The organism is Tannerella forsythia 92A2, assembly GCF_000238215.1.
GTDB lineage: Bacteria > Bacteroidota > Bacteroidia > Bacteroidales > Tannerellaceae > Tannerella > Tannerella forsythia.
In genome coordinates this window covers 1,481,607-1,508,208 of sequence record NC_016610.1, presented here as the reverse complement: position 1 = coordinate 1,508,208, position 26,602 = coordinate 1,481,607, and the positions used below count along the sequence as shown (strand labels likewise).

At 48.9% G+C, this 26,602-nt stretch carries 20 protein-coding genes; 10 read left to right on the top strand and 10 right to left on the bottom strand.

Annotation, left to right across the window (positions count from 1 at the left end):
* The first annotated feature begins 79 nt into the window (after positions 1-79).
* From BFO_RS06105 to BFO_RS06090, 4 genes are all read left to right on the top strand, one after another.
* Entirely contained in the window at positions 80-1,435 is a 1,356-nt protein-coding gene (locus BFO_RS06105; RefSeq protein ID WP_231964054.1) for an endo-1,4-beta-xylanase, read from the top strand.
* The gene (locus BFO_RS06100; protein WP_014224763.1) at positions 1,432-2,463 is read left to right on the top strand and encodes a Tat pathway signal protein; all 1,032 of its coding nucleotides are present in this window, start codon (positions 1,432-1,434) and stop codon (positions 2,461-2,463) included. The genes BFO_RS06105 and BFO_RS06100 overlap by 4 nt, the downstream gene beginning before the upstream one ends.
* Positions 2,464-2,539: 76 nt before the next feature.
* Positions 2,540-2,920 carry a GtrA family protein gene (locus BFO_RS06095; protein ID WP_014224762.1) on the top strand — a complete coding sequence of 127 codons (381 nt, stop codon included), beginning with the start codon at positions 2,540-2,542 and terminating at the stop codon, positions 2,918-2,920.
* Complete coding sequence (locus BFO_RS06090) at positions 2,917-3,861, top strand: glycosyltransferase family 2 protein (protein ID WP_014224761.1); 945 nt, start codon at positions 2,917-2,919, stop codon at positions 3,859-3,861. The genes BFO_RS06095 and BFO_RS06090 overlap by 4 nt, the downstream gene beginning before the upstream one ends.
* Here the strand turns inward: BFO_RS06090 and BFO_RS06085 are convergent.
* Together BFO_RS06085 and BFO_RS06080 are read right to left on the bottom strand one after the other, a co-directional pair.
* Entirely contained in the window at positions 3,850-4,929 is a 1,080-nt protein-coding gene (locus tag BFO_RS06085) for a FecR family protein (RefSeq protein ID WP_014224760.1), read from the bottom strand. The genes BFO_RS06090 and BFO_RS06085 overlap by 12 nt on opposite strands.
* A gap of 13 nt (positions 4,930-4,942) precedes the next feature.
* Positions 4,943-5,527, bottom strand: coding sequence for an RNA polymerase sigma-70 factor (locus BFO_RS06080; protein ID WP_231964132.1), 585 nt, complete (start codon positions 5,525-5,527; stop codon positions 4,943-4,945).
* A gap of 278 nt (positions 5,528-5,805) precedes the next feature.
* Here BFO_RS06080 and BFO_RS06075 point away from each other — a divergent pair, with 278 nt between their 5' ends.
* From BFO_RS06075 to BFO_RS06060, 4 genes are read left to right on the top strand one after another with little or no spacing between them, the layout of a single operon-like run.
* Entirely contained in the window at positions 5,806-9,276 is a 3,471-nt protein-coding gene (locus tag BFO_RS06075; RefSeq protein ID WP_014224758.1) for a TonB-dependent receptor, read from the top strand.
* An 11-nt stretch (positions 9,277-9,287) separates the two neighbouring features.
* On the top strand, positions 9,288-10,853 hold the full coding sequence (locus tag BFO_RS06070; RefSeq protein WP_014224757.1) for a RagB/SusD family nutrient uptake outer membrane protein: 1,566 nt from the start codon (positions 9,288-9,290) through the stop codon (positions 10,851-10,853).
* A gap of 7 nt (positions 10,854-10,860) precedes the next feature.
* A complete protein-coding gene (locus BFO_RS06065; protein ID WP_041590722.1) occupies positions 10,861-12,261 on the top strand; it encodes a DUF4832 domain-containing protein in 1,401 nt (466 codons plus the stop codon).
* A gap of 1 nt (position 12,262) precedes the next feature.
* Positions 12,263-13,390: an acyltransferase family protein gene (locus BFO_RS06060; protein ID WP_014224755.1), complete on the top strand. Its 1,128-nt coding sequence runs from the start codon at positions 12,263-12,265 to the stop codon at positions 13,388-13,390.
* A 45-nt stretch (positions 13,391-13,435) separates the two neighbouring features.
* On the opposite strand, the gene BFO_RS06055 is transcribed toward BFO_RS06060, so the two are convergent.
* Positions 13,436-14,182 (bottom strand): precorrin-2 C(20)-methyltransferase, encoded by a 747-nt coding sequence (locus BFO_RS06055; protein WP_052299247.1) that lies wholly within the window; start codon positions 14,180-14,182, stop codon positions 13,436-13,438.
* A gap of 165 nt (positions 14,183-14,347) precedes the next feature.
* Here BFO_RS06055 and BFO_RS06050 point away from each other — a divergent pair, with 165 nt between their 5' ends.
* Complete coding sequence (locus BFO_RS06050; RefSeq protein WP_041591161.1) at positions 14,348-15,886, top strand: YifB family Mg chelatase-like AAA ATPase; 1,539 nt, start codon at positions 14,348-14,350, stop codon at positions 15,884-15,886.
* Between the two features lie 53 nt (positions 15,887-15,939).
* On the opposite strand, the gene corA is transcribed toward BFO_RS06050, so the two are convergent.
* Positions 15,940-16,887 (bottom strand): magnesium/cobalt transporter CorA, encoded by a 948-nt coding sequence (gene corA, locus BFO_RS06045; protein WP_014224751.1) that lies wholly within the window; start codon positions 16,885-16,887, stop codon positions 15,940-15,942.
* A 4-nt stretch (positions 16,888-16,891) separates the two neighbouring features.
* Complete coding sequence (gene rsmA, locus BFO_RS06040; protein WP_014224750.1) at positions 16,892-17,707, bottom strand: 16S rRNA (adenine(1518)-N(6)/adenine(1519)-N(6))-dimethyltransferase RsmA; 816 nt, start codon at positions 17,705-17,707, stop codon at positions 16,892-16,894.
* 176 nt (positions 17,708-17,883) lie between these two features.
* On the opposite strand from rsmA, the gene BFO_RS06035 reads away from it, so the two are divergent.
* A complete protein-coding gene (locus BFO_RS06035) occupies positions 17,884-18,903 on the top strand; it encodes a lysylphosphatidylglycerol synthase transmembrane domain-containing protein (protein ID WP_014224749.1) in 1,020 nt (339 codons plus the stop codon).
* A 15-nt stretch (positions 18,904-18,918) separates the two neighbouring features.
* Here the strand turns inward: BFO_RS06035 and xerD are convergent, their stop codons facing one another.
* The 5 genes from xerD to BFO_RS06010 all read right to left on the bottom strand — a co-directional run bounded on the left by xerD (position 18,919) and on the right by BFO_RS06010 (position 26,562).
* Positions 18,919-19,824 carry a site-specific tyrosine recombinase XerD gene (xerD, locus tag BFO_RS06030; protein ID WP_014224748.1) on the bottom strand — a complete coding sequence of 302 codons (906 nt, stop codon included), beginning with the start codon at positions 19,822-19,824 and terminating at the stop codon, positions 18,919-18,921.
* Between the two features lie 178 nt (positions 19,825-20,002).
* Entirely contained in the window at positions 20,003-22,042 is a 2,040-nt protein-coding gene (locus BFO_RS06025) for an alpha-galactosidase (RefSeq protein WP_143569625.1), read from the bottom strand.
* Between the two features lie 2 nt (positions 22,043-22,044).
* Positions 22,045-23,304, bottom strand: coding sequence for a purple acid phosphatase family protein (locus BFO_RS06020; RefSeq protein ID WP_014224745.1), 1,260 nt, complete (start codon positions 23,302-23,304; stop codon positions 22,045-22,047).
* Positions 23,305-23,375: 71 nt separating this feature from the next.
* Entirely contained in the window at positions 23,376-24,923 is a 1,548-nt protein-coding gene (locus tag BFO_RS06015; RefSeq protein ID WP_014224744.1) for a hypothetical protein, read from the bottom strand.
* Positions 24,924-24,960: 37 nt separating this feature from the next.
* Positions 24,961-26,562, bottom strand: coding sequence for a hypothetical protein (locus BFO_RS06010; RefSeq protein ID WP_041591159.1), 1,602 nt, complete (start codon positions 26,560-26,562; stop codon positions 24,961-24,963).
* Positions 26,563-26,602: the final 40 nt, after the last annotated feature.

Below are 26,602 nucleotides of genomic sequence, written 5' to 3'. Positions count from 1 at the left end.
GCATCGGAAATATGCTGTTGTATAAACCGCCCCTTATCCTTCTTCTTTAGCGGAGAAAGGATAAGGGCGATATAAAAAAATGATGAGAATAATCAAAACGATGTTTGCGGTGATAATCGTAACGTTACTCAACGTATCGGCAGGTTTTGGTCGGGATCGAGGAACGGATACGGTGATGTCCCCAAGATATTGGGAACAGTGGAACGCGGAAGTCCAGACAAAAATCGATAAAGAGATTGATTTGAACAGGAAGATCGATGTAGAGATACGTTTTTCATCGATCAAAAAGAACAGTGACGTACAGATCGAGCAAATCGCACATTCATTCCTGTTTGGTGGGAATCTTTTTCTGTTTGGCGATTTGGGAAGCGATGAACGAAACAAGAAGTACGAAGACGTGTTCGGTTCCTTATTTAATGCGGCTACGATTCCTTTTTATTGGAAAACGTTAGAGCCGGAAAGAGGAAAGCCGCGTTATACGGAAGGTTCTTCCTACATATACAGACGTCCGGCTCCCGATCCCGTCGTTGCATTCTGTAAGTCGAAAAATATCAACATGAACGGACATGCTATTATCTACGGGTTGCGCCTGCACGGACACCCGGAGTGGATGCCCGAGAACAGAAGAGAGATGGAAGAAATCTTTCAGAATCACATAAAAGACATTGCCCAACGTTATGGAGACCGCGTTCAACGATGGGATGTGGTAAATGAGTGTATCGATCAGGCTAATCGAGGAATGATGCCCGATGATTACACCTATAAGGCCTATAAGTGGGCTATGCAGTACTTCCCTGCAGCGACTCAGCTGAACACCAATGAATGTGATCTACATTGGGGGCCGACCAGAAGATACGTTGAAATTGTGAGAGATTTGTCGGATAGAAATATACGTATCGACAATGTGGGAGTGCAGATGCATATTTTCGAATCGGAAGAGTCTCGGCAGATTGCGGCGGGAGACGATAAGTTCCTGACACCTGCACAAAATTATGCTGTTCTGAATTGCTTAAAAGAGACCGAGCGTCCCATCCATATCAGTGAAGTCACGATTTGTGCGCCGGACAGTACCGTGAGAGGCTCCCAAATTCAGGCTATAATAGCCCGGAATCTTTATCGGTTATGGTTTAGCTATCCCGATGTGATGGGAATCACTTGGTGGAATGTGGTGGACGGAGGCGCAGCCAAAGGAGAACCCTCGTTTTCCGGAATATTTCGTAAAGATATGACGTTAAAGCCCGTTTATAACGTGTTGGACAGTCTTATTAACCACGAATGGAAGACGAAATTGCAGATTGCACCGGATAAGGACGGGAATGTAACGTTCCGAGGATTCAAAGGGAAATATAAAATCACATGGAAAGACAGACGGAATCAAAAACAAGTTTGCTTTCTCGACCTGAACGAAAACAAGACCATCAAAATGACGAAATGAACAGAAGAGATTTTATTAAACAAAGCGTGATAGCCGGGGTCGGCTGCAGCATGCCCGGTTGGGCGTTTGGCAAATCGGCGGGAGAGGAATTGTCGTCCGGTACGGAACTTATCTGGGGCTGCCTGTTGCATCTCAGTTTCAATATGTGGGAAGAATATATTTCGCCTCACAGACCGTTCAGAGGTTACCGGCCTTATTTACGCATGGACGAAGCACTGTGGAATGACGCCATATCGGCGATGGCAAAGGCAAAAGTGAACACGGTCGTTATCGATTTGGGAGATGCCGTAGCCTACGAATCACATCCCGAGATTGCCGTAAAAGGTGCCTGGACTCCCCATCGTTTAAAAAGCGAATTGTCGAAAATCCGCACGATGGGTATACAGCCCATCCCTAAACTGAACTTCTCGGCAGGACACGATACCTGGATGAAAGAATATTCCCGCATGGTATCAACCGATACCTACTACCGGGTCTGCGCCGATCTGATTCGGGAAGTCTCCGCTCTTTTCGATACTCCGCCGCTGTTCCATCTAGGGATGGATGAAGAAACAGCCGAACATCAGTCGCATTATCAATTCGTAGTGATGCGTCAGAATGATGCATGGTGGCATGATTTCTATTTTCTTGTGGATGAGGTGGAAAAAAACGGTTCGCAGGCGTGGATTTGGTCGGATTATATGTTGTGGAGGCAACCGGAGACTTTTTTCAGGAAGATGCCCACGACCGTTGTGCAAAGCAATTGGTATTACGGCGAAGAGTTTAATCTGGAATTTCCTTATGTCAAAGCGTACTTGGATTTGGAGAAGCACGGATACACTCAAATACCCACGGGAAGCTATCATGCTGACAACCAGCTAAGTATAAAGAATACAGTCGCGTTTGCCGAAAAATTTATCAGTCGTAATTTGTTGAAAGGCTTTCTTCAAACATGCTGGAAGCCTACGATTGAAGAATATAGAACAAGAATTTTAAAGGGTATCGCATTGATGGGAGAGGCGATTCATACCCTCCCTGCAGATTCGTGATCGGATGTACTTGTGAGTGCGTGCCACGTATAAATTAATTCATATCTTTGCGCGTCGTACGTTTTTTCGATAAGACATGAAGATTTCAACCCAACAGAAAGAATTTATCAAGTTCTGTATTGTCGGAGGAGTAGCCACAGGCATTCACTACGGCATCTATTTATTGCTCAACAGGGCGATGAATACGACGCTTGCATTCACTATCGGATATATTGTCAGCTTCTTAGCAAATTTTGTTCTTTCGAATTACTTCACATTCAAAACCCGTCCATCGGCAAAAAAAGGTTTCGGCTTTGCAATGAGTCATTTCATCAATTACTTGCTGCAAGTCGGACTGCTAAACTTGTTTATTCATATCGGTATGCCGAAGAATCTGGCGCCCGTACCCGTATACGGTATTACGGTTCCGGTCAATTTTATATTAGTTCGAACCGTTTTGAAATCGAAAAAATTATGACCCGGAAAGTTTCGATATTAATACCGGCCTATAATGAGCAGGACTCTTTGCCGAAGCTTTACGAAAGGCTTCGGACGTTGATGGATACGCACCGGAAATATCAGTGGGAAGTACTGTTTGTCAACGACGGTAGCCGTGATCATACATTGGCTGTTCTGATACGGCTTCATGAGAGGGATCTGCGTATCAATTACGTGGATATGTCGCGCAATTACGGCAAGGAAGCAGCCATGTTGGCCGGGTTCGATTATGTCACGGGCGATTGCATGGTGATCATGGATGCCGACCTGCAACACCCGCCTGAACTTATCCCCGAGATGCTCCGCTATTGGGAAGAAGGATACGATGACGTATATGCCAAACGCCGGACGAGAGGCAAGGAGTCTTTTCTGCGAAAAAAATTTTCCCGGGCTTTTTATTCCATTCTGCAAAAGGCAGCTCACGTTCCGATCCAACAGGATACGGGCGATTTTCGTTTGTTGGACAGGATTTGCATCGAAGCCTTAAAGAAGCTGAGGGAGTCGCAACGTTACACGAAAGGAATGTTCAGCTGGATCGGGTTCAAGAAGAAAGAGCTTCTGTTCGACCAGCAGGATCGTGTGGCGGGCGAGAGCAAATGGAGCTTCTTCAAACTGCTGAATCTTGCCGTCGAGGGGATCACCTCTTTTACGGTTGCCCCTCTGCGGATAGCTTCCGTCTTCGGGGCGGCAGTATCGTTGCTGGCATTTATTTACGGTATCTATATTCTTATCGAGAACTTGATCTACGACGATCCGGTGGCCGGCTTCCCGACGATCATGGTCACCGTACTTTTCTTAGGAGGAGTACAGTTGCTTTCCATCGGTATCATCGGCGAATATCTCGGGCGTATTTTCAATGAGACCAAGAACCGCCCCGTCTATTTCGCCCGGTCTTACAACGGGAAGAAATTAGATGCCTGAACCGTTCCGGGCAAAACGAGATACCGGCTTTCCCGTCTGATCCGAGCCGGTTCCGTTGTTTCTTTGCAGTATGACGGTCCGACACGAAGGATCGATCCGGTAGGTAAGTTGCGGCGTGATGTCAGACAGTACGGAAAGAAATTCGTGCAAACTTTCGTCACGCAGAGTCGCACGGTAGGTGACATTCTTCAATTCCTCGGCAATCGTGAACGTATAGCCGAAATGTCGTGAAAGTTCTTCTTTTTTCATCTCCAGCGTATGTCCGTCGAGGAGGATTTCCCTGCGTTCGAGTGCGTAAAGATGATTTAACGACCGTTGTTCGATGCCGTATGTATGTGACAGATTATTATATACGAAGCTCTCTTGCGGACGTAATGTTACCGTATCTCTTTCGTTCGTCGAATATACTTTTACTTTGCCTTCCTCAAGGGTCACCACGCTTTCCGTATCTTCACCGTATGCAATCACATTGAACTTCGTTCCGTAGACTTGTATCCGATATTGCCGGGTATGCACATGGAAAGGTCTGTGCCGATCATGCGTCACATGAAAGATTGCTTCGCCGTTCAGTTGTACGTTACGGACAGTTTCCCATTCGTTCATCCGACAAATAAGTTCGGAACAGGCGTTCAACAAGACTGTGGAACCGTCCGGCAACGTTGCCTGTGCTTGTTGCCCAATGCCTGTTTTTAACTTTATTGCGCCATGCAGCGAGTGTTCGGTTGTAGAAAACGAACGGATATGCCAACCGATAACTATGCATACAACGGCTAAAGCTGCCGCATACATGCAAAGATGGCGTTTGGCCGTCGGGATGATCTTCCTTCGGCACGTAATCGGGGCGTTTTGGGCTGCCTGAGCAATTTTTTCTTTCAACTTTTGCCACTCCTGTTCCGTATCGGCATTTTCCTTATCCCGTGGATAGTTTATACGATGGTAGGTGTCTTTTAGAGAAAACAGGAAATCACTGTTTTGTTTGTCTGCTTTTACCCATGCAGCCAGCTCTCGGCATTCTTCCGCTGTGAGTTCGTTTGTCAGGTATTTCTTAATGTAGCTTTCGTTTATCATTGCAGTAATGTAATTAAAGGTTGATGATTATAAACAGGAAAGTGAGGAGATAACGGTATGCTTCGAGTGATTTGCGAATGATTTTAATCCCTCTGTAAAGCTGGTTTTCGACCGTACGTACGGATAAGTTCAATTGGCGTGCGATATCTTCGTTCCGCATGCCGCTGTTTCGGCTCATTTTAAATATTGTCTGGCATTGTTTTGGTAACTTGTCGATCGTTTCTTCGTATTTCGTATTTAATTCTTTGAAATTCATATCGTCCAGAATATTCTGCTGCGATGCATCGTAATAAGAAATCTCCAGTTCCTGCAAGAATGCCATTTCTATGTTTGAAAAGTTCTTCTGGACGGTATCTCTGTGTATTTGCCTGAGACATAAATGTCTTATTGTCCGAAACATATATGTATAAGCTGCTTCGGGGTTCAGAATACGGTTACGATGTTCCCAAAAGATGATAAAGCATTCTTGTACCAAATCTTTGGCTTTTTCGTCATCATATATCAACCGTTTACAAAAAGCGTATATGGAGGGATGGTACTTCTTGTATAATTGTTCGAAAGAAGCGATGTCCCCTTGTCTTATCTTATGAAATAGCATCTGTTCTTCCATGAATGGCTATTGTGTCTTGAATCCGCAAATATACTCGTTTTTCTTTTTTTCGGGATTTTGATCGAAAAAGCGAAGGAAAAGAATCGTTTACTTTAGGCGTTGTCAGTGCATTTGTCTCAAGGTATTCATGGCAAGACAAGCGTTAAATATAGTTAATACAGAAGTGTATGAATGAGTATTTTTATTGGGTTGTGTATCATTATTGACATATGCATTAAATTTCAACGGAAATAGATATGTTAAATAATATTGTTAACAGGACTTGTATGGAACATACGCAACGTGATCGAAAAAGTATTCGGACAGGGCTTCTACGAAAAACCTGTCTGTTATTGTTATTTATCAACGGCTTGCTTACTGTGCCTGTATATGCGCAGGAGATTCGTGTCAATTTGGTCAATAAGCCTCTCAAACGGTTTATTGAAGTTATCGAGCAGCAAACCGATTATAAGTTTTTTTATGAAGAACGACAAATTGATGTGGAGCAACCGGTTTCGGTAAATCTGCAGCAGGCAGATATCGATACTGTATTGAGAGAAGTTTTTAAAAATGCGGATATCGCTTATTCCGTTTCAGACAAGCGCATATTGTTGGTACGGAAGAAGACGGACCCATCCGGAAAGAAATCGCAATCTACTCAAATTATTAGCGGCCAAGTAATGGATTCTGAGGGTTTTCCTGTCATAGGTGCGAATATACGTGTAAAAAATACGACGATCGGAGGGATAACCGACATAGACGGTGCATATACGCTGGAAGTTCCGGAAGAGGGGACGCTTGTCGTTTCATATATCGGGTATGCGACGCATGAAGTGGCATTATCCGGCGATGGATACCGTAAGATCATTTTAACCGAGGATGCCAAGATGCTTGATGATGTGATTGTTATCGGATATGGAACGATGAAGAAGCGTGATTTGACCGGAGCCGTTTCTACTGTGAAGACAAAAGATATCGGTTTGGCGGGTGCATCTTCGATCGGACATGTGTTGGTGGGGAAAGCTGCCGGCTTATATGTACGCCAAAACAGTGCACAGCCGGGTGGCGGATTGGATATCCTGGTGCGGGGTGCGGGTTCTGTGAATGCGAGCAATGATCCGTTGTATATTGTCGACGGTTTTCCCATTGCCAAGTTAGATCAGATCGAGACGTCGGACCGCAAGATGAATCCCGGTACACAAGGTATTTTAAATTTTCTGAACCCGAATGATGTGGAATCCGTCGAAGTGCTGAAAGATGCGAGCGCTACCTCTATCTACGGCGCACGTGCTGCTAACGGAGTCGTTATCATTACGACGAAACGGGGGAAGGAAGGCAAAGCCCGGGTGAATTATTCGTACAATTATTCTTATCAGCGATATTCGGACCGCTATGATTTGTTGTCGTTGCAGGAATGGATGGTTGAAAAAAACAAATCCACATGGGAGCTTTGGCTATGGAACAACAAGGTCAGTCCATGGGGAACCCGGACCATGGAAGAAGCATTGGCTTCTCCTGTAAACGGTCTGAAATACAGTCGTCCCTACACCGAAGAACAGATTAAGAATGCCGGACAAGGTACGGACTGGTTAGGATTGGTGACCCGGAACGGACAAATACGGGAGCATAATATCAATTTACAGGGTGGAAGCAAAGAGACGCAATATATGTTGTCTTTCAATTATTTCGATCATAAAGGGATCATACGTAATTCGGGGTTAACGCGCTATACGATGAAAACGAATATAGATCAGCGATTTCTCGACATTTTCAAAACAGGATTGAACCTTACTCTAACCCGTATTGCGAATGACAATACGCAGCTTGGCAAGGAACAATATGAAAATTCGGGGATCATTCGTTCTGCTATCCAGATGGGGCCGCATATCAAGGCGTATGATCCCGAGACGGGCAAATACCCTGTAAATCCTTTGCTCGGCACACAGCCTAATCCGTATTCGTTACTGAACAATATCGACCGGGGGAATATCGATCGCCTGCTGGGAAATATCTTTATCGAAGCTGTTCCGTTAAACGGGCTAACACTCCGTGTCAATGCAGGGCTCGATTATGCGGCGCAGAGCCGAAAGACCTATCAACCCAAAACGACCCTCAACGGTTATAATCTGCAAGGCGTGGCAACCATTTACAATGTAAAAAACAATCAGTACCTGCTCGAGGCGACAGCCACCTATCAAAAAACATTTGCGAATATTCACAAGATGAATCTTCTGGCCGGAACATCGTACGAACGATTCAATTACGAAAGTTCGAATCTCGGCAACAATAAATTCTTGACGGATGCTTTTATGTATCACAATCTGGGAGGCGGTACGGGAACGAAGATTGTCGGGTCGAGATATACCGACAACAAGATGCTGTCATATTTTTTTCGCGCCAACTATGTACTCAAAGACCGTTATTTGGTGACGGCCACATTGCGTGCCGACGGCGCAAGCGTTTTTGCCCAAAATCATAAATGGGGCTATTTTCCGTCTGTCGCATTGGGATGGACCGTCAGCGAGGAGGCGTTTATGCGGAAGATGTCGGACTGGTTGAGCATGCTCAAGCTACGGGTCAGCTGGGGACAGACCGGAAACTCGGATATCAGTACGAACGCTTTCCCAGGCTATTATACATCCGAAGCCTGGAATAAAGAAGATAAATCGAAAGAAATAGGCGTTTTCCAGCAACGGTTCGGTAATCCTAATTTGAAATGGGAAACGACAACGGAATGGAATCTTGGGATCGATTTCGGGTTGTTTAATAACCGTATTACAGGTTCTGCCGAGTATTATGATAAGGTCATTTCCGATCTGCTCAGCTATAAGCCGTTGAATACGTATCAAGAATTAACCCGCGTAATGGCCAATATCGGAAAAACCCAAAGCACCGGAATAGAAGTTACGCTGAATACGAGAAATATGGTATTGAAAAATTTTTCATGGACAACGGATTTTACTTTCACAAAATATAAAGACCGTTGGAAAGAACGGACGGACGACTGGAAACCTGCCATATATGAAAAATATGATGCACCGGTTCGGCCGATCTATGCCCGGCGTGCCAGTCATATCATGCAAAAAGGCGAGAAGACGCCGAAAGCTCAACCGCTGCTGGTGCCCGGACAGGTGGTGATAAAGGATAATAACGGCTATGTACGCGACAAGCAGGGAAATCCCGTCGTCGACGAAAACGGGCGTTTCAAACTTCTGGGACATGGCGATGATATCATCGACGATGCCGATACCGAACTGATCGGTTCGGCAGATCCCGGATGGTTGGCAGGTATGACAAATACTCTCAGATACGGAAACTGCGACCTGAGTTTCCATCTGAACGGCATGTTCGATCGTCTCATGCAAGATCCTACAGCCCTCGAATACGGTATTTCAGCCGACGGGATCGCACGATACGGTTACAATGCTCTGCGTATGGTAAAAAACCGGTGGACATGGGATAATCCCTCGACCACACATCCCAGCTCTTTCTACGGGTGGAACAACAATTATACGGCAGGAGACTTTTTCTATCAGAAAGCCTGGTTTATCCGCATGCAGAACATAACGTTCGGTTATACGTTCCCGAAACGTATTCTGTCAGGAGCCAAGGTCATCTCCCACTTGCGAGTGCATGCCGCAGCCAACAACCTGTTTTTAATTACTCCATACAAAGGACTCGATCCCGAAACCGATTATTACACCGCTTCCTATCCAAACGCAAAAACTTTCAGTTTCGGAGTCGATCTTTCATTTTAAAATCCAAGAATATGAAACAATATATAAGTACCTTTCTGATTGCCGTTACAGTCGCCGGCGCATCTCTGAACAGTTGTGTCGAACTGAATCCTGTCGATTACTCCGAAGTAACCCCGTCGAATTTCCCGAAAACCGAAGAAGACCTGAGAGCACTCGTATTGTCGTGCTATAATCCGCTTAGAGGAAACTGGTCTAACGGGATACACTCCACATCCGAACGAGGCGTAATGTTCATAAACGATGCGACTACCGAGATCCTTACCGGCACGTGGGGAGAGGCGCAGATATGTTCGGAGCTTAACTTTTTCCCCGAAACGCAGGAAGTCACCCGTTTTTATTATATCAAAGAAGATTCGGAAGACGGGGCGTCAAACTCCCCCGACGGATTTGCCAACAAAATCAGTCGCTGTACGATCGTATTGGATCAGATCGGGAAGAGCGCATTGTCCGATGAATTGAAGAAACGTTACGAAGCTGAGGTAAGATGCGCCCGCGCCATGCTTTCGTATATCCTATACGATATGTACGGTCCGCTGGTGGTAGCTCCGATTGATGTATTGCTGAATCCGCTGGTGGAGAAACCGCTGCCTCGTCTGTCAAGACAGGAGATGGTGAAATTCATCGAAGACGATCTGCTTTTTGCTGCCGAGCAGCTCCCTTTTCCGAATGCGACCGAATACGGTAAGTTCAGCAAAGGGTTGGCCAAGATGTTGTTGATCAGGCTTTATCTGCATGAAACGGTTATTGACAAGAACTATTATAAGAAAGTAGAGACTTTGGCGCGCGAATTGATGCAGCCCGATTACGGATACAAACTGGCAAGCGATTACCCGTCGATGTTCGAACTCGGAGGGCAGGGAAGCGCCAACAAGGAACTGATCTGGGCAATACCGAGTTCCAGTAGCGGCCCGAACGAAAATCAGTGGCACATGATGGTGTTGCCTACCGATTTTAAACAGAACGGAATGGATGCCGGATGGGGTACGTGCACCAGTACGTGGTGGTTCTATGATACTTTTGAGAAAGAGGATACGCGTAAAACGTATCTGCTGGATCATTATACGAGTTCCAGCGGGGCTTTGATCGATCGCAATACGGATGCTTCGTTTCTGGCTACCGGGCCGATTGCATTGAAGTATGGCTACGATACGGGAGTGCTCGGTGCAGGCGGGTTATCGGATATAGATATCATCATTTACCGTTATGCCGATGTTTATCTGTCTTTGGCCGAAGCATTGGTGATGAAACCCGGCGCTACGACGAATGATTACGAAGAAGCAATGGGGTACGTCAATACGATTCGCAACAGGGCGAAACTGAGCAGTCTGAAGACGACAGATTATAATACGCAGGAAAAGTTTATCCGACAGCTGCTGACGGAAAGAAGCCATGAGTTCTGGTGCGAAAACGGGCAATACCGTGCAGATCTCATCCGTCACAACAAGTTTATACAACATGCAGTACAAGTAACACAAACACCGTACGCAACTCCTAATAAAGAATTATATCCATTACCTTTGACGGTGATTACCGATGGTAAAGGATTCGTTAAACAAAATCCCGGATATGATAAATAATCTATCTATGAGAGCAATATTGTCTTTATCGGCGTTGCTTTGGGCGGCAGCCTGTAGCAGCGACAGTCCTTCACCGGTACCCGACGTACCGATGCAGACGGTGAAATACGTCGCTTCCGACGATCTGTTCCCCAATCCGGAGCGGGGCTTCTACAGGTATTCGATAAGCGAGGACGCCCTGACGGAACGTAAGGTACGCGAGTGCCGGAACGAAAACATCACGCTGATTTATCGCTTTTACTATCTGAAGGAGTTCCGAAACGCCCCGTTGAGTGGCGAGCAGCTTTCGCAGATAGACAACGACATGGAAACCCTTCGCAAATCGGGAGGGAAAGCCATCGTGCGCTTCGCCTATTCCAACAGCGGCACGGAGCCGGATGCTCCGTTAGAAATCATCCTTCGGCATTTGGAACAGCTTCGGCCCGTCCTCGAGCGTAACAAAGACGTGATCGCCGTATTGCAGGCCGGCTTTATCGGAGCGTGGGGTGAATGGCACAGCTCGACAAACGGTCTGAATACCGATAAGGCGAGGAAAGAACTATTGGATAAACTGCTCGATGTCTTGCCCGTCGATCGGTTCGTACAAGTTCGTAAGCCCGATTATAAACGCAAATATGTAGGCACACAGGATGCGTTGCCGTCCGGCGATGCGTTCGGAAAGAGTGCCAGAGCGCGTATCGGGATGCATAACGACTGCTTTCTGGCCAGTAAGAACGATGTAGGCACGTACACCGACATCGCGAACGAAAAGCAATATCTGCATGACGAGGGTCTGTACGTCCCCATAGGGGGCGAAACGTGTAAGCCCAGAGATGTCGATCCGGCCGATTGCGCCAAAGCTCAAGCCGAGATGCGCAACCTGCGATGGTCGTACCTGAACCGAAGTTACTATAAGGGGGTGCTTGACCGCTGGATTGAACAGGGCTGTATGGACGATATAGTCCGTAATATGGGGTATCGTCTCGTCTTGCAAGAGGGACGCTTTTCCGACAAACACGCCCCCGGCACCGACGTAACGCTGTCCGTCAAGCTGCGGAACGTGGGCTATGCTCCGATGTTCAATCCCCGGAAGGTCGAACTGATTCTTCGCTCCGCAGACGGGAAGACGGTCTATACCGCCTCGCTGCCCGACGATCCGCGACGCTGGCAGCCGGAACAGGAGTTGCAATTGGACGCGAAAGTAACCTTACCGAAAGATATTACTGTGGGTAATTATAGGCTGTTCCTCTTCCTGCCCGACCCGGAGCCGGCGTTGCACGACCGTCCCGAATTTTCCGTACGACTTGCGAACCGCCACTGCTGGGAAGAGGCTACGGGATATAACGATCTGGGAGTGATTATCAGGGTAGAGGCCGTGACGGGATTACATCCGGGTAATTCGGCAACTCAATTTATGCGAAAGAATTGAAATGATGGATTCTTCTTCCGAAAAACGTTTGGTCTCGCTTGATTTGTTGCGGGGCTTCGACTTGTTCTGCCTGCTGATGCTGCAACCGATCTTGATGACGTGGTTGGAGATTGCAGATAATCCCGCATGGGCGCCGCTTGCTCGCCAGTTTACCCATGTCGAATGGCGCGGAGTGGCCTTCTGGGATTTAATTATGCCTCTGTTTATGTTTATGTCCGGCATTACGGTTCCGTTTGCGTTGTCGAAATATAAGCGGGGGGCTAAGCCGGGCCACTCGTTTTATTTGAAATTGCTCAAACGGTTTGTCATCCTGTTCTTTTTGGGGTGGATTGTACAGGGCAACCTGTTGGCGCTCGATCCCAATCGTTTCCATATTTTCGCCAACACACTCCAAGCCATCGCCGTGGGATATGTCGTGACGGCATTTTGTTATGTCCGGTTTTCTTTTCGTGTGCAACTCGGTGCGACTGTACTGTTTTTCATCGCCTACCTGCTGGTATTCGCTACGGTCGGCGGGATGAACTGGGAACCCGGCACGAATATAGCGGAAGAGATAGACCGTTGTGTGCTCGGACGTTTCCGCGACGGCATAATTACGGAAGCCGACGGTAGTTGGAAATTCGATCCGGCGTATCATTACACTTGGATATTGAGCAGCCTCAACTTTGTCGTTACGGTTATGACGGGCAGCTTTGCCGGGCATATCCTGCGATTACGCAAGACAGCCCGTCAGCGTCTGATGCGACTGCTGATTACGGGTGTCTCGCTTGTAGTCGCCGCCCTGTTGATGGATCCTGTTTTTCCCCTGATAAAAAGAATCTGGAGCAGTTCTATGACACTTTTTTATGGCGGAGTTTGTTTCCTTTTGATGGGATTGTTCTATTATGTGGTGGATATGAAAGGATACCGTTTCGGAACGGATTGGTTCAAATATTATGGGATGAATTCGATTGCGGCATATTGTCTCTTTGAAGTCGTCGATTTTCGTTCCGTTTCTCATTCTCTCTTTTTCGGTTTGGAGCAATGGATGGGAGCCTATTACCCGTTGGTGGGTACATGCTTTCAGTCGTTCGTTGTGCTTTGGATCGTGAAATGGATGTATGACCGCCGGATTTTTCTGAAGGCATGATATTCGGATAACCGCAGATCATGAATGATTGTCCCAAATTTCACTTTATGCTTTCTGCGTCCGTTCGGTTCGGATGATCAGGAGTGAAAAATAGGGGAAACGGCGAGAAAGGATATCGTTTATCCGGTGTGTGTAGTACGCTTTTTCCGGAATTCCGGTGTTCTCGAAGTAATGGAACGACACATTGTCAGGCGCATCCTGCAGCGCTTCTTTGACAAGGGCTTCGAACCGTGAGACTTTCATCAGGACGACGGTGCGTCCCGCCTTGATGTACCCGATCAATTCCTCCGCCGACGAGAGGCGAGTGATTATGCTTGCCTCTTCGTCACGCTCGGAGATGCGTATGTTTTCCGACGCCGCACATGCGATGAAAGCAGGTACGCCGGCGATCCTTTCTATCGGAATCCCCCGGACGGTTAACATGTCGCTTATGCAGGACGATGACGAATAGAAACCGGCATCGCCCTCGGCCGTTATCACCACATGGTGTCCGGCTTCGTATTCCTTCTCAATATTTCGCACGACATCGGCATAATCGTACATGGCTGCATAGCGATCAGTGTCCATGGCTACGGGGAACAGGCGGATGTTCGTCTCCGGAATACCTGCTTCGTTCAGAATTTTCTGTGTGCGGGAAACGATGGTTCCATCAGATGCGAGCGTAGCCGGACAAAAGATGCGGTCTGCCCTCCGCAGACGGTTCAACCCTTTCAGCGTGATCAGTTCAGGGTCTCCCGGCCCGAGAGACACGATGACGACTGCATTCGACATTTCTTCTTTTTCATCTTCCATACCAGTCTATGTTTCCAACTTTCGGCAAAGATACGGTTTAACATCCATATGCCATAGAAGATATTTCCGGACACTTCGTCTTTCGTTTTATTTGTAAATTCGAACAAAATCATTTAGCTTTGCATGTATGATTTGTATATTGCAGTTAACGAAACGAATACGCCTATGTTAGTAAAAACGTATGCCGCCGCCGTACATGGGATATCGGCCACGCTGATCACCATCGAAGTGAATTGTACGAAAGGGATTCAGTTCTTTCTCGTCGGTCTTCCCGATGTGGCCGTGCGTGAGAGCCATGAGCGCATCGTCTCTGCCTTGCAGGTAAACGGTTATGCGTTTCCGCGCAGCCGTATTGTCATCAATATGGCACCGGCCGACATCCGGAAGGAAGGTTCGGCCTACGACCTTCCATTAGCGATCGGGATTCTTGCGGCTGCAGGCACCTTGAGTGACGAGTGCCTGAGCCGATTCATGCTGATGGGCGAACTTTCGCTCGACGGCAGCCTGCAACCGATCAAAGGGGCATTGCCCATTGCTCTCAAGGCGCATGAAGAAGGCTTTAAAGGACTGATCCTTCCAAAACAAAATGCGTGTGAAGCCGCTGTAACCGATGGGTTGGAAGTATATGGCGCGGACAATATCCGTGAAGTCATCGAATTTTTCAGCGGTCAGCGTGAGTTGGAGCGAACGACGGTCGATATGTACGATGATTTTTTTCGCCGGCAGCACGATGACGGAACGGATTTTTCGGATGTACGCGGGCAGGAGAATGTCAAGCGTGCACTTGAGGTGGCCGCTGCAGGAGGGCATAACCTGATCATGATCGGTCCGCCGGGTAGTGGCAAGTCGATGCTTGCCAAGCGTCTACCCTCTATTCTTCCACCTCTCACGCTGCAAGAAGCGCTGGAGACGACGAAAATTCATTCCGTAGCCGGGAAAATGGGTGCGAACACAGGATTGCTGGCACGGCGTCCGTTTCGGGCACCACATCACACAATTTCCGACGTAGCTATGGTGGGCGGTGGCACTTTTCCGCAGCCCGGTGAGATTAGCTTGGCGCACAACGGCGTACTTTTTCTCGACGAGTTGCCGGAGTTTAACCGCTGTGTTCTTGAAGTACTTCGTCAGCCGCTTGAAGACCGGCATATCAGCATCTCGCGCGCCCGTTTTGCCGTCGATTATCCGGCCGGCTTTATGCTCGTGGCCTCGATGAACCCCTGTCCGTGCGGATACTATAACCACCCGTCACGGCCGTGTGTCTGCTCGCCGGGGGCTGTGCAGAAATACATGAACCGAATTTCGGGCCCGTTGCTCGACCGCATCGATATACAGGTAGAGATTGTACCTGTGCCGTTTGAAAAGATATCGGAGCAACACCCTTCGGAGTCGAGTGAAGCGGTGCGTAGCCGTGTCATCAGGGCGCGTGAAATACAGAAAAAACGTTTTGCTGGCCATCAGGGTATTTATTGCAATGCGCAGATGAGCACGAAAGATTTGCATCGGTACGCTGTGCCCGACACCGAAAGCCTGGCTCTCCTGAAAAATGCCATGCAACGGCTCAACCTCTCGGCACGCGCGTACGACCGCATCCTAAAAGTATCACGTACCGTCGCCGACCTCGAAGGAGCGGATCGTATAGGATCTCACCATATTGCCGAAGCAATTGGGTATAGAAATTTAGACCGTGAAACATGGGGAACGTAGCGGCCGTATCCATGCTTTCGTAATATATTCCATCGTGGTCTGTCAGTTGTCTCTTACAACCATTTCTTTCGCTTGAAAAACCAGAGAATACCCACGACGCAGAGCACCATCAGGCTCAGTGAAAACCCGTAGCCGTAGCGCCAGTCGAGTTCGGGCATCGTCTTGAAGTTCATCCCGTAGATACTCGCAATCAGTGTGGGAGGCATAAAGATGACGGACACGATCGTAAATATCTTGATGATCTTATTTTGTTGAATGTTCACCAATCCGAGAAAAGTGTCCTGCATATATTCAAGACGCTCGAAACTGAACCGGATATGCTCGAAGAGCGAGTTGATGTCCTTGATCAGGATGCTCATCTTTGCCTTCGCATCGGGCGGAAAGAGCACGCTCTTGATCATATTCGAGCAAATGCGCTGTTTATCCACGATGTTCTCACGGATAATCATCGTTCTTTCCTGCAGGTCTTTGATGGAGATCAGAATCTCGTTATCTACATCTTCTTCCGATTTCAGTTGGCCGCTGAGCTCGGCAATCTCACGGGTCAAATCCTCGATCAGGTCCGCGTCATAATCAACACGCGTTTCGAGCAGTGTCGTCATGACATGATAGCCGGTCGGGTAGTTACGTGAGTTAGCGAATATTTTACGCGTCGTTTCGTTAAACGATGCCAAATCCTGACTGCGTACCGAGACAAGGATATTGTCCTTGACGATGAACGAAACGATCTCCTCATCATAGTCTTTCAACAGGAAACGCGAATTGGCTACAAGCGAGTTTTCCGTTTCCATATATCGGGAACTGATCTCGATCTCTTCCATCTCTTCCTCTTCCTGAATGTAGATTTTGAGAAACTGTTCAAGGCGGCTCTCCGTCTCTTCAGGCATATCGTTCAGGTCGATCCACAGTAAATGATCCATTGGAACCTCTTTCAGAATTTCGATGTCTTTCGACATTTTCAACCGGTTCTCCTCGCGATAAAAAATACGAATTTCCGCCATGATGTTAATGGTTTAAAATTTGTTCTACAATGCCTTTCTTACTTTGCAGGTACGTGTCCGTCATTTTCGTGAGCCGGACGAAATCGTCAATGCCAAGCTGTTCCGGCCGCCTGTCAAAGATGGCATCGGCATAGCACGGATAATCTTTACCCAGCAGAGGCTTCATGGAATTGCGCAGCGTTTTGCGACGCTGATTGAATGACGTTTTCACGACCTTTTTATAGAGCGCTTCATCACATCCCAAATCCGTACGGTTGTTCCGTGTCATTCGTATGACAGCACTCTTAACCTTGGGCGGCGGATCGAAGACCTGCTCGCTCACCGTGAAGAGATATTCCACATCGTACCACGGCCCGATCAGCGCACTCAATATACCGTACGTCTTACGTCCGGGCGAAGCCGCTAACCTTTCGGCCACCTCTTTCTGAATCATTCCCGAACAGCACGCCACGCGGTCGCGATGTTCCAAGACCTTGAAAAATATCTGGCTCGAAATATAGTACGGATAATTGCCGATGACGCAGAAAGGAGAGTCGTAAAGACGCTCGAGGTGCATGGCGAGGAAATCCCCGCGGATAATGCGTCCGTTGAGTGCCGAAAAATGTGTGCGAAGGTAATCGATCGAGGCATGATCGATCTCGACGACCGTCAGATCATGACCCGCACCAAGCAGGAACTGAGTGAGTACACCCGTGCCCGGTCCTACCTCCAGAACGGGTAAGCCGCGATATGCCGCCAGCGTTTCTGCGATACGCTGCGCAATCCCGAGGTCTTTGAGGAAGTGTTGCCCCAAAGATTTTTTCGGCCGGATAATCGTCATCTGTTCCCAATTTTTTTTGTTTTTTTATGAAGTCGCCGCAAAGATAGCAAAAAAAAGCTCGTTTTTTCTTCGGAGAGGTAAAAAATTCTACTTGATAAGGGCGGGAGGTTCGGATAACATGTTTTGACAAACTCCGGGGATTGCACTATCTTTGCCCTCCAAAAGAACGATTTTTTATGGACTTCAGGCCGATTATCAACAAAACAGTCAAAATCATATTGCCTCTTTTATTGGGTATTCTGTTGTTATGGTTTCTTTACAGGGAGCAGGATTTCGGGAAGATGATGAACGTGATCAGGCAAGGCGTACGTTACGATATTATTTTGTTTTCGCTCATCTTTGGATTGAGTGCCAATGTAGTACGTGGTTTTCGATGGGGGATGCTCATTGATTCGCTGGGCAAGCGTGTGCGACGCCGTAATGTCGTTTTTGCCGTACTGGGCAACTATGCCGTCAATATGGTTTTGCCGCGTGTGGGTGAGATCTGGCGCTGCGGAGTCACCTCGAAGTACGAAAACGTACCTTTTACGAAGCTGCTCGGCACTCTCTTTGTCGATCGTATGATGGATACGTTTATGGTGGGATTGTTGACGCTTTGCCTATGTGTCTTCAATATCGGCTTTTTTCGTCATTTCTTTGCCGAAAATCCACCGACAATGATTGCTACGCTTTATTGGCTGATCAACCTGCCGTGGACGTATGTCGGATTGGCGGTGTTTGGAGGCGGTATTTGGTTCGTTTTTGTAAAGATGAAGCATCTGACGATCGTTCGTAAAGCGACGGAAATGCTTAAAAACGTATGGGAAGGCATCCGGAGTCTTTGGAGAATGGAGCATAAAATACAGTTTACGGTTCAGACCTTTGCCATCTGGATAGGATATTTCCTGTATTTCTACATCACCTTTTTTGCGTTCGATTTCACGCGTGATCTGGGAGTCCGTATCGGATTGATCGCGTTTGCCATGAGCAGCCTCGGCGTAGCTGTGCCGGTGCAGGGAGGAATCGGGGTGTGGCATTTTATGGTGATCTCGACATTTGTGGCTTTCGGGGTTAATGAGACGGATGCGGCCGCGTTTGCGTTAGTGGTCTTCACCGTTCAGACAGCATGGGTCGCACTGACAGGGTTGTTTGGCATCTTTGCCTTGCCGTTTTCGAACCACGAAGATAATAAATTGTCGGAGACGGCGCCCGAATAACAAGGCATCCGCTTCTCACGTTTTATTTCGCGGATGATGCTTGACGATCTCACGACGTAGCGATTCGCGGTCGATGTGCGTGTACAGTTCCGTCGTCGTGATTTTTTCATGGCCCAGCATCAATTGAATGGCACGTAGATTTGCCCCTCCTTCAAGCAGATGGGTGGCAAACGAATGGCGGAAGGTGTGGGGGCTGATTGTCTTATGAATGCCGGCCGCTTCGGCCTGTGTCCGGATGATATGGAAGACCATCATGCGGGTCAGCCTGGCACCGTGTCGATTCAGAAACAGGGTATCTTCATAACCCTTCTTGACAATCATCTCATTGCGATCGTAGAGGTATTTTCGGATCTCGTTCAAAGCTGTCTCCGAGATGGGGACGAGGCGCTGCTTGCTACCTTTTCCTTCTACTCGGATAAATTGCTCATCGAAATAAACATCCGAATAATTCAGGCCGATCAGCTCCGAGACACGCAGCCCGCAGCTGTAGAGCACCTCTAACATGGCACGATTGCGTTGTCCGGTAGGAGTCGACAGATCGACGGAATCAATCAGTCGGTTGATTTCGCCGAGGGTGAGTGTTTCCGGCAGCTTCATCCCGATTTTGGGCGCTTCGAGCAACTCGGTCGGGTCGCGGCTCAAGTAATCTTCGAGCACGAGGAAGCGGTAGAACGACTTGATGCCGGAGATGATGCGCGCTTGTGAACGTGTGGAGATGCCAAGGTCATATAGCTGTGCGACGAACTGCTGCAAGTCAGCATACTCGATCTGTAAAATCGGCCGTTGCTCTTCGTCTGCGAACCGAAACAATTTCTTCAGGTCGTCTAAATACGCTTCTACCGTATTCTCCGACAGCCCTCTTTCAAGGCGTAAATACGTCTTGTATTTCTCTACCGGGTCGTTTTTCTGATGACGGTTCATGTTGAGAATCTCGAAAAAAAAGCACTACTTTTGTGCGTTGAAGAACGACAAAGATAGCATATTTGGGTAAAAAACGAGGTGTGAAAAATATTCAAATCATCAATGGGCCTAAAGGGTCCGGAAACACGGACCACAAAAACGACCTTGGACTCGATCGAGTTTAAGGCCGGCGAGCGCATCACTCGAAATAGCCCCAAATGAAGCCGAACGGCTTGGGATAGTTCACCTTTACCGTATGGGTATTGACGTGAATTACTTCGCCTTCACCGGCCAGCTTCACAAAACGCTTTCCTCCGATCGCGGCGGGCGATACATCGTATCTTCCTTCCGGCAGCAGCGTGTGCTCTCGGAATAAAAGCACGTAGATCCGATGGCCGGAGGTGCTCACAAAGCCGGGAAAACTATATCCGTCAGGCTCCTCTCCTACCGAACGGATAATACCCTTCTGCATCCGGCCTCTTTCCGACTGCCAGAGGCGAATCAGTCGGGAGACCTCAAAAGCTTCGGCCGGCAGGCCTGTCGCTTCCATCCAGGCGAGCGGTTGTCCCATCATGGTGATGGCAAAGAGATAGTCGAAAGGTACCTCCATGGGCTTCAGAGGATCGTCCGGCGGATACCGGTTCGCGTTGCGCCATTTATTGAGCCATTCCACCTGAATCCGTTGCACGGGAACATATTTGGCCAGAGACCAGATGTTTCGGAGGGTCAAGTGAGGGTAATAGTTCCCCCAGTCGGTATACCGGTTTTCGAGAAAGATGTTTCCGAAACGATGAAAGTAGAAGAAGCCTCCCCGCTTTCCCGCCGTTACATCCATATTGAACTGCAAACGATTGGCGCTCTCCTTCTGAGCTTCGCTCAGCATTCGATGCACGCGGCTCTCCGAGAGGCGGTCTCCGATTTCCACTCCGTCGATTTTTATCCAGGATATTCCGTGCTTGCGATGCAAATCGAGCAGGATATTCCGGTCACGCTCCCATGCGGCATACCGGTCGTTCTTGGAAGGGTTGAACCAAAGCCCCAGCGATATGCCCAACGAATCGGCTTTCTCTTTCACTTTCTTCAGTCCATGCGGAAAGCGCGTGCTATTTACCTCCCAATCCGACGCCTGCCAGTCGTCCCATAGAAGGTTGGTTTTTTCGGCCGAGTTTTTCGACAGGCCTTGTTGCCATCCGTCGTCAATCTGATAGTGGGTAATGCCCAGAGCGGCAGCCGCTCCCAATTCATTGAGGATAAACGATTCGTTGATGCGGCTGTCCTTGTTGCGATCGCCCCAGGTGTTCATGGTCAACGTATTGTCGCGATGAGGGAGGTATTTGTGAACCGCCAGCTCGTATTTTTTATACCTATCGAGCGCTTCCTCTTCGCTAGCGGCATACATCACCGAGAATAGGGGATACGCCTCTTGTCGGCAGGTATCGCACCCGTCGGAAAAGTCGAACCCAGGCGAATGCACCTTGAAGCCGGTGAAATCGGTGCTGAAATCGAAGCCTGCGTAAGCGGACTGCGCTTCCTGCAACGGCGCCATCTTTACGGCCAGATGCACCTCGTCGCTTCGCCCATTGCGGTTGGCCAGCAAAATCGACCCTCTGTAATATTGAGGTTTGCGGTAGGGAAGCTCGCTGCTTGACCGGACGATGTTGGTATGGTGGTCGGTCGCTTCGCGGAAAGAGACGACTCGGACACCAAAATGCGGCACGGAGAAAGGCATGAAAAAGTAGTGCGGCCGGTCGCCTTGCAATCGTTCGGAATGTTCGACCGGATCGGAATCAGCCGAAGAAGTAACAGGGAACAAGCTGTTCTTCCCTTTCATGGAAAGCCGCCATTCAATCCCCGGGCAATCATCGTAGATACACAGGCTGCGCGTCAGTTCATACTCTTTGAAAGCGGCGTGCAGGTCTATCCGCGTATATGCCGAACGCCTTTCGGTGGCCTCCGACCGGCTGATTTGCCACGATGTGGCGACGGGGCTGTCGCTGTCGCTGCTCCTGTCGGAGGGGGCTGCGGGAAACAGGTCACTCGCTGTCCGTGACAACGACCTTGCCCGTAAAAGCCGCAGCATTCCTTTATCCCAGAGATAGACCTGTTCACTTACGCCGTCGGTTACACAAAGGGTTTTTTCATCGAGCCACTTAAAGGAACAATCGGCTTGTGCCGTGAGGGTTAGAGGTAGAACGATACAACAGACGACGAAGGCGAGAAGGTTCTTTCCGGCGCACATACTCATTTACGGATTTCAAATTCGTCCAACAGATGATCGGTCTCGCTGTACGCTTTGTAAACGATCTTATCTTTTGTGATTTCGATGTATTGATACGAACTGACGTTGGGAACGGCCACGTCCATCCACGGCTGCGTTTCCAAATCGTAGAATTTATTTCCGGTTACCGTAACGGTAAATACGGGATGCGACGGATGGGTCCGGCTTTTGTTGCGTTCGGGCAACCCACCTCGCGCATAGGTATGGTCGTGCCCTTGCAAGACCAGTCCGATCTTGTCGCGGTACTTCTCAATCACCGGCAGCCAGTTCTCTTGCAATCCCTTGTTGATGCGGTTCCGGGCCCCCGAAAATACGGGATGATGCCACACGAGTACCGTCCAGTCCTGTGTGGTCTCGTTCAACACCGAATCGAGCCATCGCCCCTGTTCGTCGAGCTTCTCGTTCGAATTTAACACGATAAAGCGGACAAAGCCGAAATCGAGGTAGAACGGGCCTGCATCCCACGTGTAGGAGAATGGGAAAGTGGAAGTCCAATAGGCGGAGAGCTGTACTTTCCGACCGTTTAAGTCTTTCAGATATTCGTGGTTGCCCGGTGTGGCGATCACCGGCATGGAGGTGTTCACATCGTCGGTCGCCGTATGCCATTCGGTCCATTCGTAATCGTTGTTGGCATGATTGATGAGGTCGCCGATGTATACTGCGAGCTTTGCCCGGTCGAATTTTCGAATCGCCTGTTTGTAAATTTTTGCCGCATGATTGTAGATGCCGTTTTGCGTATCGCCGAAATAAAGCAGGCTTATCGTATCGGTGAAATGTTCATGTTTGTAAGTATGCCAGGCACTCCACTGCGGAGAGTTTCCCACTCTGTATTTATAGATGTTGCCGGGGAACAGGTTGCGGAGAACCGCCTTGTGGTAGTGCATCGGATAGTCTTTGTATCGAACGACGCTGAAAGTGCTCTCTATCCGTTCGCGCCGATCTTTGGGGAAGGTGATCGAGTTGCCGGGGATGATTTCTATCGTTCCGCTTTTTACGGTGGTATCGGTTCTCCACGTAACGGCGATCTCCTTCGCCCCGGCCGATAAAGGAACGAGCGTGATCCGGTCGGGCAGTGACGACGGAACATAGCGTAACAGGGGCGTTTGAGGTTCGGAACTTTCCTTATCCCATTTAGCCTGCAATTCGGGCGATACCTCTTGTGCCGTCAACCGGCAGCTTCCTGTCAGAAGTAGGAGGATGAAAAAGAGATGACCTGTTTTCATTTTTCTTGTCTTTCATCGGGCAGATACCTGCTCCTTTGTGAAGAAACAGGCATCTGTCGGAGATTGTTCTTTTATCTGATGGTTCCATCGGGATTTTTCACCCAACCTTTTGTCCAGTCCTCCGCAGCATTCTTCACCGCTCCCGCAAATTCGGCCGCCGAAAAGAACGCGTCTAACGAAGCGGGATTGAATGTGCTCTTCGGTTCGGTATCGGGGACAAAGTCTTTGACACCGATCCCTCCGATGGGTTTGAGCGTATAGTTCCCTTCTTCCAGCTTGGTCGCATTATTATGGAACGGATTGGAGGCAATGGTCCCATCGGCATTGAAAGTGCCGGCAAACGCTTTGGCCAGATCGCGGAACGGGTCTTTGGGTACGTTGAACACATAGGAATAGGCAAATACTGCCGAACCGTTGAGGTCGGTTATTTTTACTTCTTCGGCAACTCTGATGCCTCTTCTCGGGAATTCGGCAATAACCGAATTGTATACTTTCGGGGTGGAACTGCCTCTCATCCGCATGCCGTGTGTATTCTTTTTTGTTTCGGCGCCGGGGCCCAACAGGGTAACGTTCGATACGACGGGGGAAGCCTTTTCACGGATGGTGAAATCGTCGTTTTCCTTGAAGTATTGTGAGTTGACGGAGAGGAGGAACTGCATCTTTCCGGCGTATTTGTCTCCCAACCGGTAAGAACCGCCTTCGCAGTCGGTAGCTACGATGTATTTCAACCGGGCTTTTCCGTCGGTAATCATGACGCCTTCGCCGGACGACCGGTACACCTGCACATGATCGATTTGGGTCGCTTCGCTTACGTTTGCAAGCCGAAAAGAACGTTCGCCGGCATACTCTATCCGCACATAGCTCACTTTTCCGTTCGAGGAGGCGGACTCCGGACCTCTCAGGCGGAACTCCGACCAGTCTCCGCTCTTGACTGGCTCTGCGGGTGTCAGCGTTTTGGAGCTGGTAAATACGACGGGAGCCGAAGCCGTACCGACGATATCCGCCTCGCCCTGAATCTCGATCTTGACGGGTGACGCCGCATTCGCATTCATGTACACATGTACGCCTTCTTCGATTTTCAGCTTCGAGCCGGCTTCGAAGGTAAGCGCATAAGGAACAAAGTAGTTTCGTTTTTTGATCAGGGTAATTTCGCTGCCCGAAGGTACGATGCCGTCGGTTCCGACATTCAAGCTGTACAGTTCGGTTTCACCAACCTTAATCTTCGGGTAAAGAGCCGTTTTGATTACAAACGGAATCTCTTTGCTGTCAACGTCGTTGGTGTTGCTGAGGATAAAGCCGTATCGGAGCATTTCTCCTTCTTTCAGGCTATTAGGCAACGCCTCCGTGGTATATACAAACTGGGTTGCCGTAGGATGTACCGGAAACTCCTTGAGGAATCCTCCGTTCTTCGTAACAACTACCGATTTGGCTCCTCCGTCTCCTTCCAGAGCGAGAGAGATCTTTACCGTTTCTCCCGGTGCCAGATCGATGGAATCGGCGCCTGTTATCGCAATCTTGGGGGTAGCGAGCTGAGGCTTGTCGTCTTTGCAGGATGTGCCGCCGATAATCGCTGCCAGAAACAGTGCAGCCATTATCCATTCATGTCTTTTTGGTTTCATTGTACATACTGTTTTATCGTTAATAAATTCATATCGGTTATCTGAAGGAACCGTCCTTATTTTTAAACCACGAACCGCCGGCCGTCCAGTCGTTCTTCGGATCTACCGCGCCGATATAGGAGGCGCTCGTAAACCAGCTGCTCATGGCCGCAGGATTGTAGGGACTAGGTTCGATTCCCGTAAAATCGTCGATGGAGATGCCTCCGACGGGCATCTCTTTCAGATTGTAGCGATTGCTTTTAAAAAAATAGTCTTTTGCCTCCTGCTCCCAGTTGGCCAAGTTGTCGTAAGAGCGCATATTGTCGATAAGCATGCTGCTTCCCAGCGACTCGATGGAGAGATCTTCCACACGTACGGCATCGCTCGGAAATTGCGTAACGATGGCATTATGCAGAAGCCCCTGCGCTCCCGTTCTGATTCTTATGCCGCGCCGCGTGCCGTGATCGCCACCTTCGGCGTATCCGTTGCCGATAAGCGTAAGATTGCTGAGCTTAAACGTGGTGCGCGGCTCTTTTTCGTAGAACGAGTCGTCGTTCCGGAATTCGATACTGCGCGCCTGATTCCAGTAATTGACGGGGATAAGCGTGGCCTTGATGCCGGTTTGGAACAGCCAGAACTGACCGTTGCCCTGCCATCCTTCGTCGGCCCAGATGCCATAACCGCCGTGTTGGATGCCGGAGATGTATTTTAAAGAGACTCTTCCGCCCCGCATCCGGAACGCGTTGTTGTGACATTCGAACACCTGCACGTATTCGAGCTTCGTGCCGCTCCCCACTCCGAACAGTTGCAAGGCGTGATATTGTTTCTTCCCGGCGTATTCGATCCGAACGAAGCGCAAGCGTCCCGAGTTATCGGAAACGTGGGTACCTCCGTACCTGAATCCGTCGCGCAGCACCGTCTTCCCTGCATTCGTAGGAGCATTCCCGTGAATCGATACGCCTCCCCAGTCTCCGCGGACGGGATTTCCCGACAGCGTTTTATCGCTTGTGAAAACAATCGGTTCGGTGCGTGTGCCTTCGGCCACGATTTTACCTCCCCGCATCACGGAAAGCAGGCTGAGTTTATCGCTGTTCGAGAACGTGCGGAAATAGACCGTCGTGCCCGGATCGATTGTGAGCGTCGCCCCCTGGTCTACACTTACAATGCTGTCAACCAGCCATTTCTCCTTTTTCGTGAGCGTAAGGTCTTTGTTGATTCTTCCGTAAATCTTCCGAAACGTGTGGCCACCCCGGACAAAATCGACGATCCTGAACGGCTCGTCCACTCGTATGATTACCGCGGGAGAAGAAACGGTCCGTCCTCTCCGGTCTTCCATCCTGAAAATGAGCCTGACTTCATCGCCCGTTCGGGCGTTCTTCGCCACACGGTAGGTGTAGGCGTATCGGTGCGTGAACCGTTCTTCGGTCTCCAGCGTTTCTATAACCGACTCGTTGGCGAGCACTTCGAGCTTCTTTATTCCGGCCAACGACTGGGAGACGATGCTCAGTTCCACCTCGCCCGCAGGCTCCTGAACAATGGCGTTTCCGTTGTAATTTTCAATGACTACCGTTGCTTCGGGGAGCTCGATCTCCTGCTCCCTCTCGCATCCTGCAAGTATCAGCCCAATCATCAAAAAAAAGAATACCCATTTGAATTTCATGTTCTCTGTTTTTTTATGTTTTTCTTTTGTAGCCATGCGA

Coding starts and splice junctions, on each gene's coding strand:
- BFO_RS06105 (WP_231964054.1), top strand. CDS start 80: ATGATGAGAATAATCAAAACGATGTTTGCGGTGATAATCGTAACGTTA.
- BFO_RS06100 (WP_014224763.1), top strand. CDS start 1,432: ATGAACAGAAGAGATTTTATTAAACAAAGCGTGATAGCCGGGGTCGGC.
- BFO_RS06095 (WP_014224762.1), top strand. CDS start 2,540: ATGAAGATTTCAACCCAACAGAAAGAATTTATCAAGTTCTGTATTGTC.
- BFO_RS06090 (WP_014224761.1), top strand. CDS start 2,917: ATGACCCGGAAAGTTTCGATATTAATACCGGCCTATAATGAGCAGGAC.
- BFO_RS06085 (WP_014224760.1), bottom strand. CDS start 4,929: ATGATAAACGAAAGCTACATTAAGAAATACCTGACAAACGAACTCACA.
- BFO_RS06080 (WP_231964132.1), bottom strand. CDS start 5,527: ATGCTATTTCATAAGATAAGACAAGGGGACATCGCTTCTTTCGAACAA.
- BFO_RS06075 (WP_014224758.1), top strand. CDS start 5,806: ATGGAACATACGCAACGTGATCGAAAAAGTATTCGGACAGGGCTTCTA.
- BFO_RS06070 (WP_014224757.1), top strand. CDS start 9,288: ATGAAACAATATATAAGTACCTTTCTGATTGCCGTTACAGTCGCCGGC.
- BFO_RS06065 (WP_041590722.1), top strand. CDS start 10,861: ATGAGAGCAATATTGTCTTTATCGGCGTTGCTTTGGGCGGCAGCCTGT.
- BFO_RS06060 (WP_014224755.1), top strand. CDS start 12,263: ATGATGGATTCTTCTTCCGAAAAACGTTTGGTCTCGCTTGATTTGTTG.
- BFO_RS06055 (WP_052299247.1), bottom strand. CDS start 14,182: ATGGAAGATGAAAAAGAAGAAATGTCGAATGCAGTCGTCATCGTGTCT.
- BFO_RS06050 (WP_041591161.1), top strand. CDS start 14,348: ATGTTAGTAAAAACGTATGCCGCCGCCGTACATGGGATATCGGCCACG.
- corA (WP_014224751.1), bottom strand. CDS start 16,887: ATGGCGGAAATTCGTATTTTTTATCGCGAGGAGAACCGGTTGAAAATG.
- rsmA (WP_014224750.1), bottom strand. CDS start 17,707: ATGACGATTATCCGGCCGAAAAAATCTTTGGGGCAACACTTCCTCAAA.
- BFO_RS06035 (WP_014224749.1), top strand. CDS start 17,884: ATGGACTTCAGGCCGATTATCAACAAAACAGTCAAAATCATATTGCCT.
- xerD (WP_014224748.1), bottom strand. CDS start 19,824: ATGAACCGTCATCAGAAAAACGACCCGGTAGAGAAATACAAGACGTAT.
- BFO_RS06025 (WP_143569625.1), bottom strand. CDS start 22,042: ATGTGCGCCGGAAAGAACCTTCTCGCCTTCGTCGTCTGTTGTATCGTT.
- BFO_RS06020 (WP_014224745.1), bottom strand. CDS start 23,304: ATGAAAACAGGTCATCTCTTTTTCATCCTCCTACTTCTGACAGGAAGC.
- BFO_RS06015 (WP_014224744.1), bottom strand. CDS start 24,923: ATGAAACCAAAAAGACATGAATGGATAATGGCTGCACTGTTTCTGGCA.
- BFO_RS06010 (WP_041591159.1), bottom strand. CDS start 26,562: ATGAAATTCAAATGGGTATTCTTTTTTTTGATGATTGGGCTGATACTT.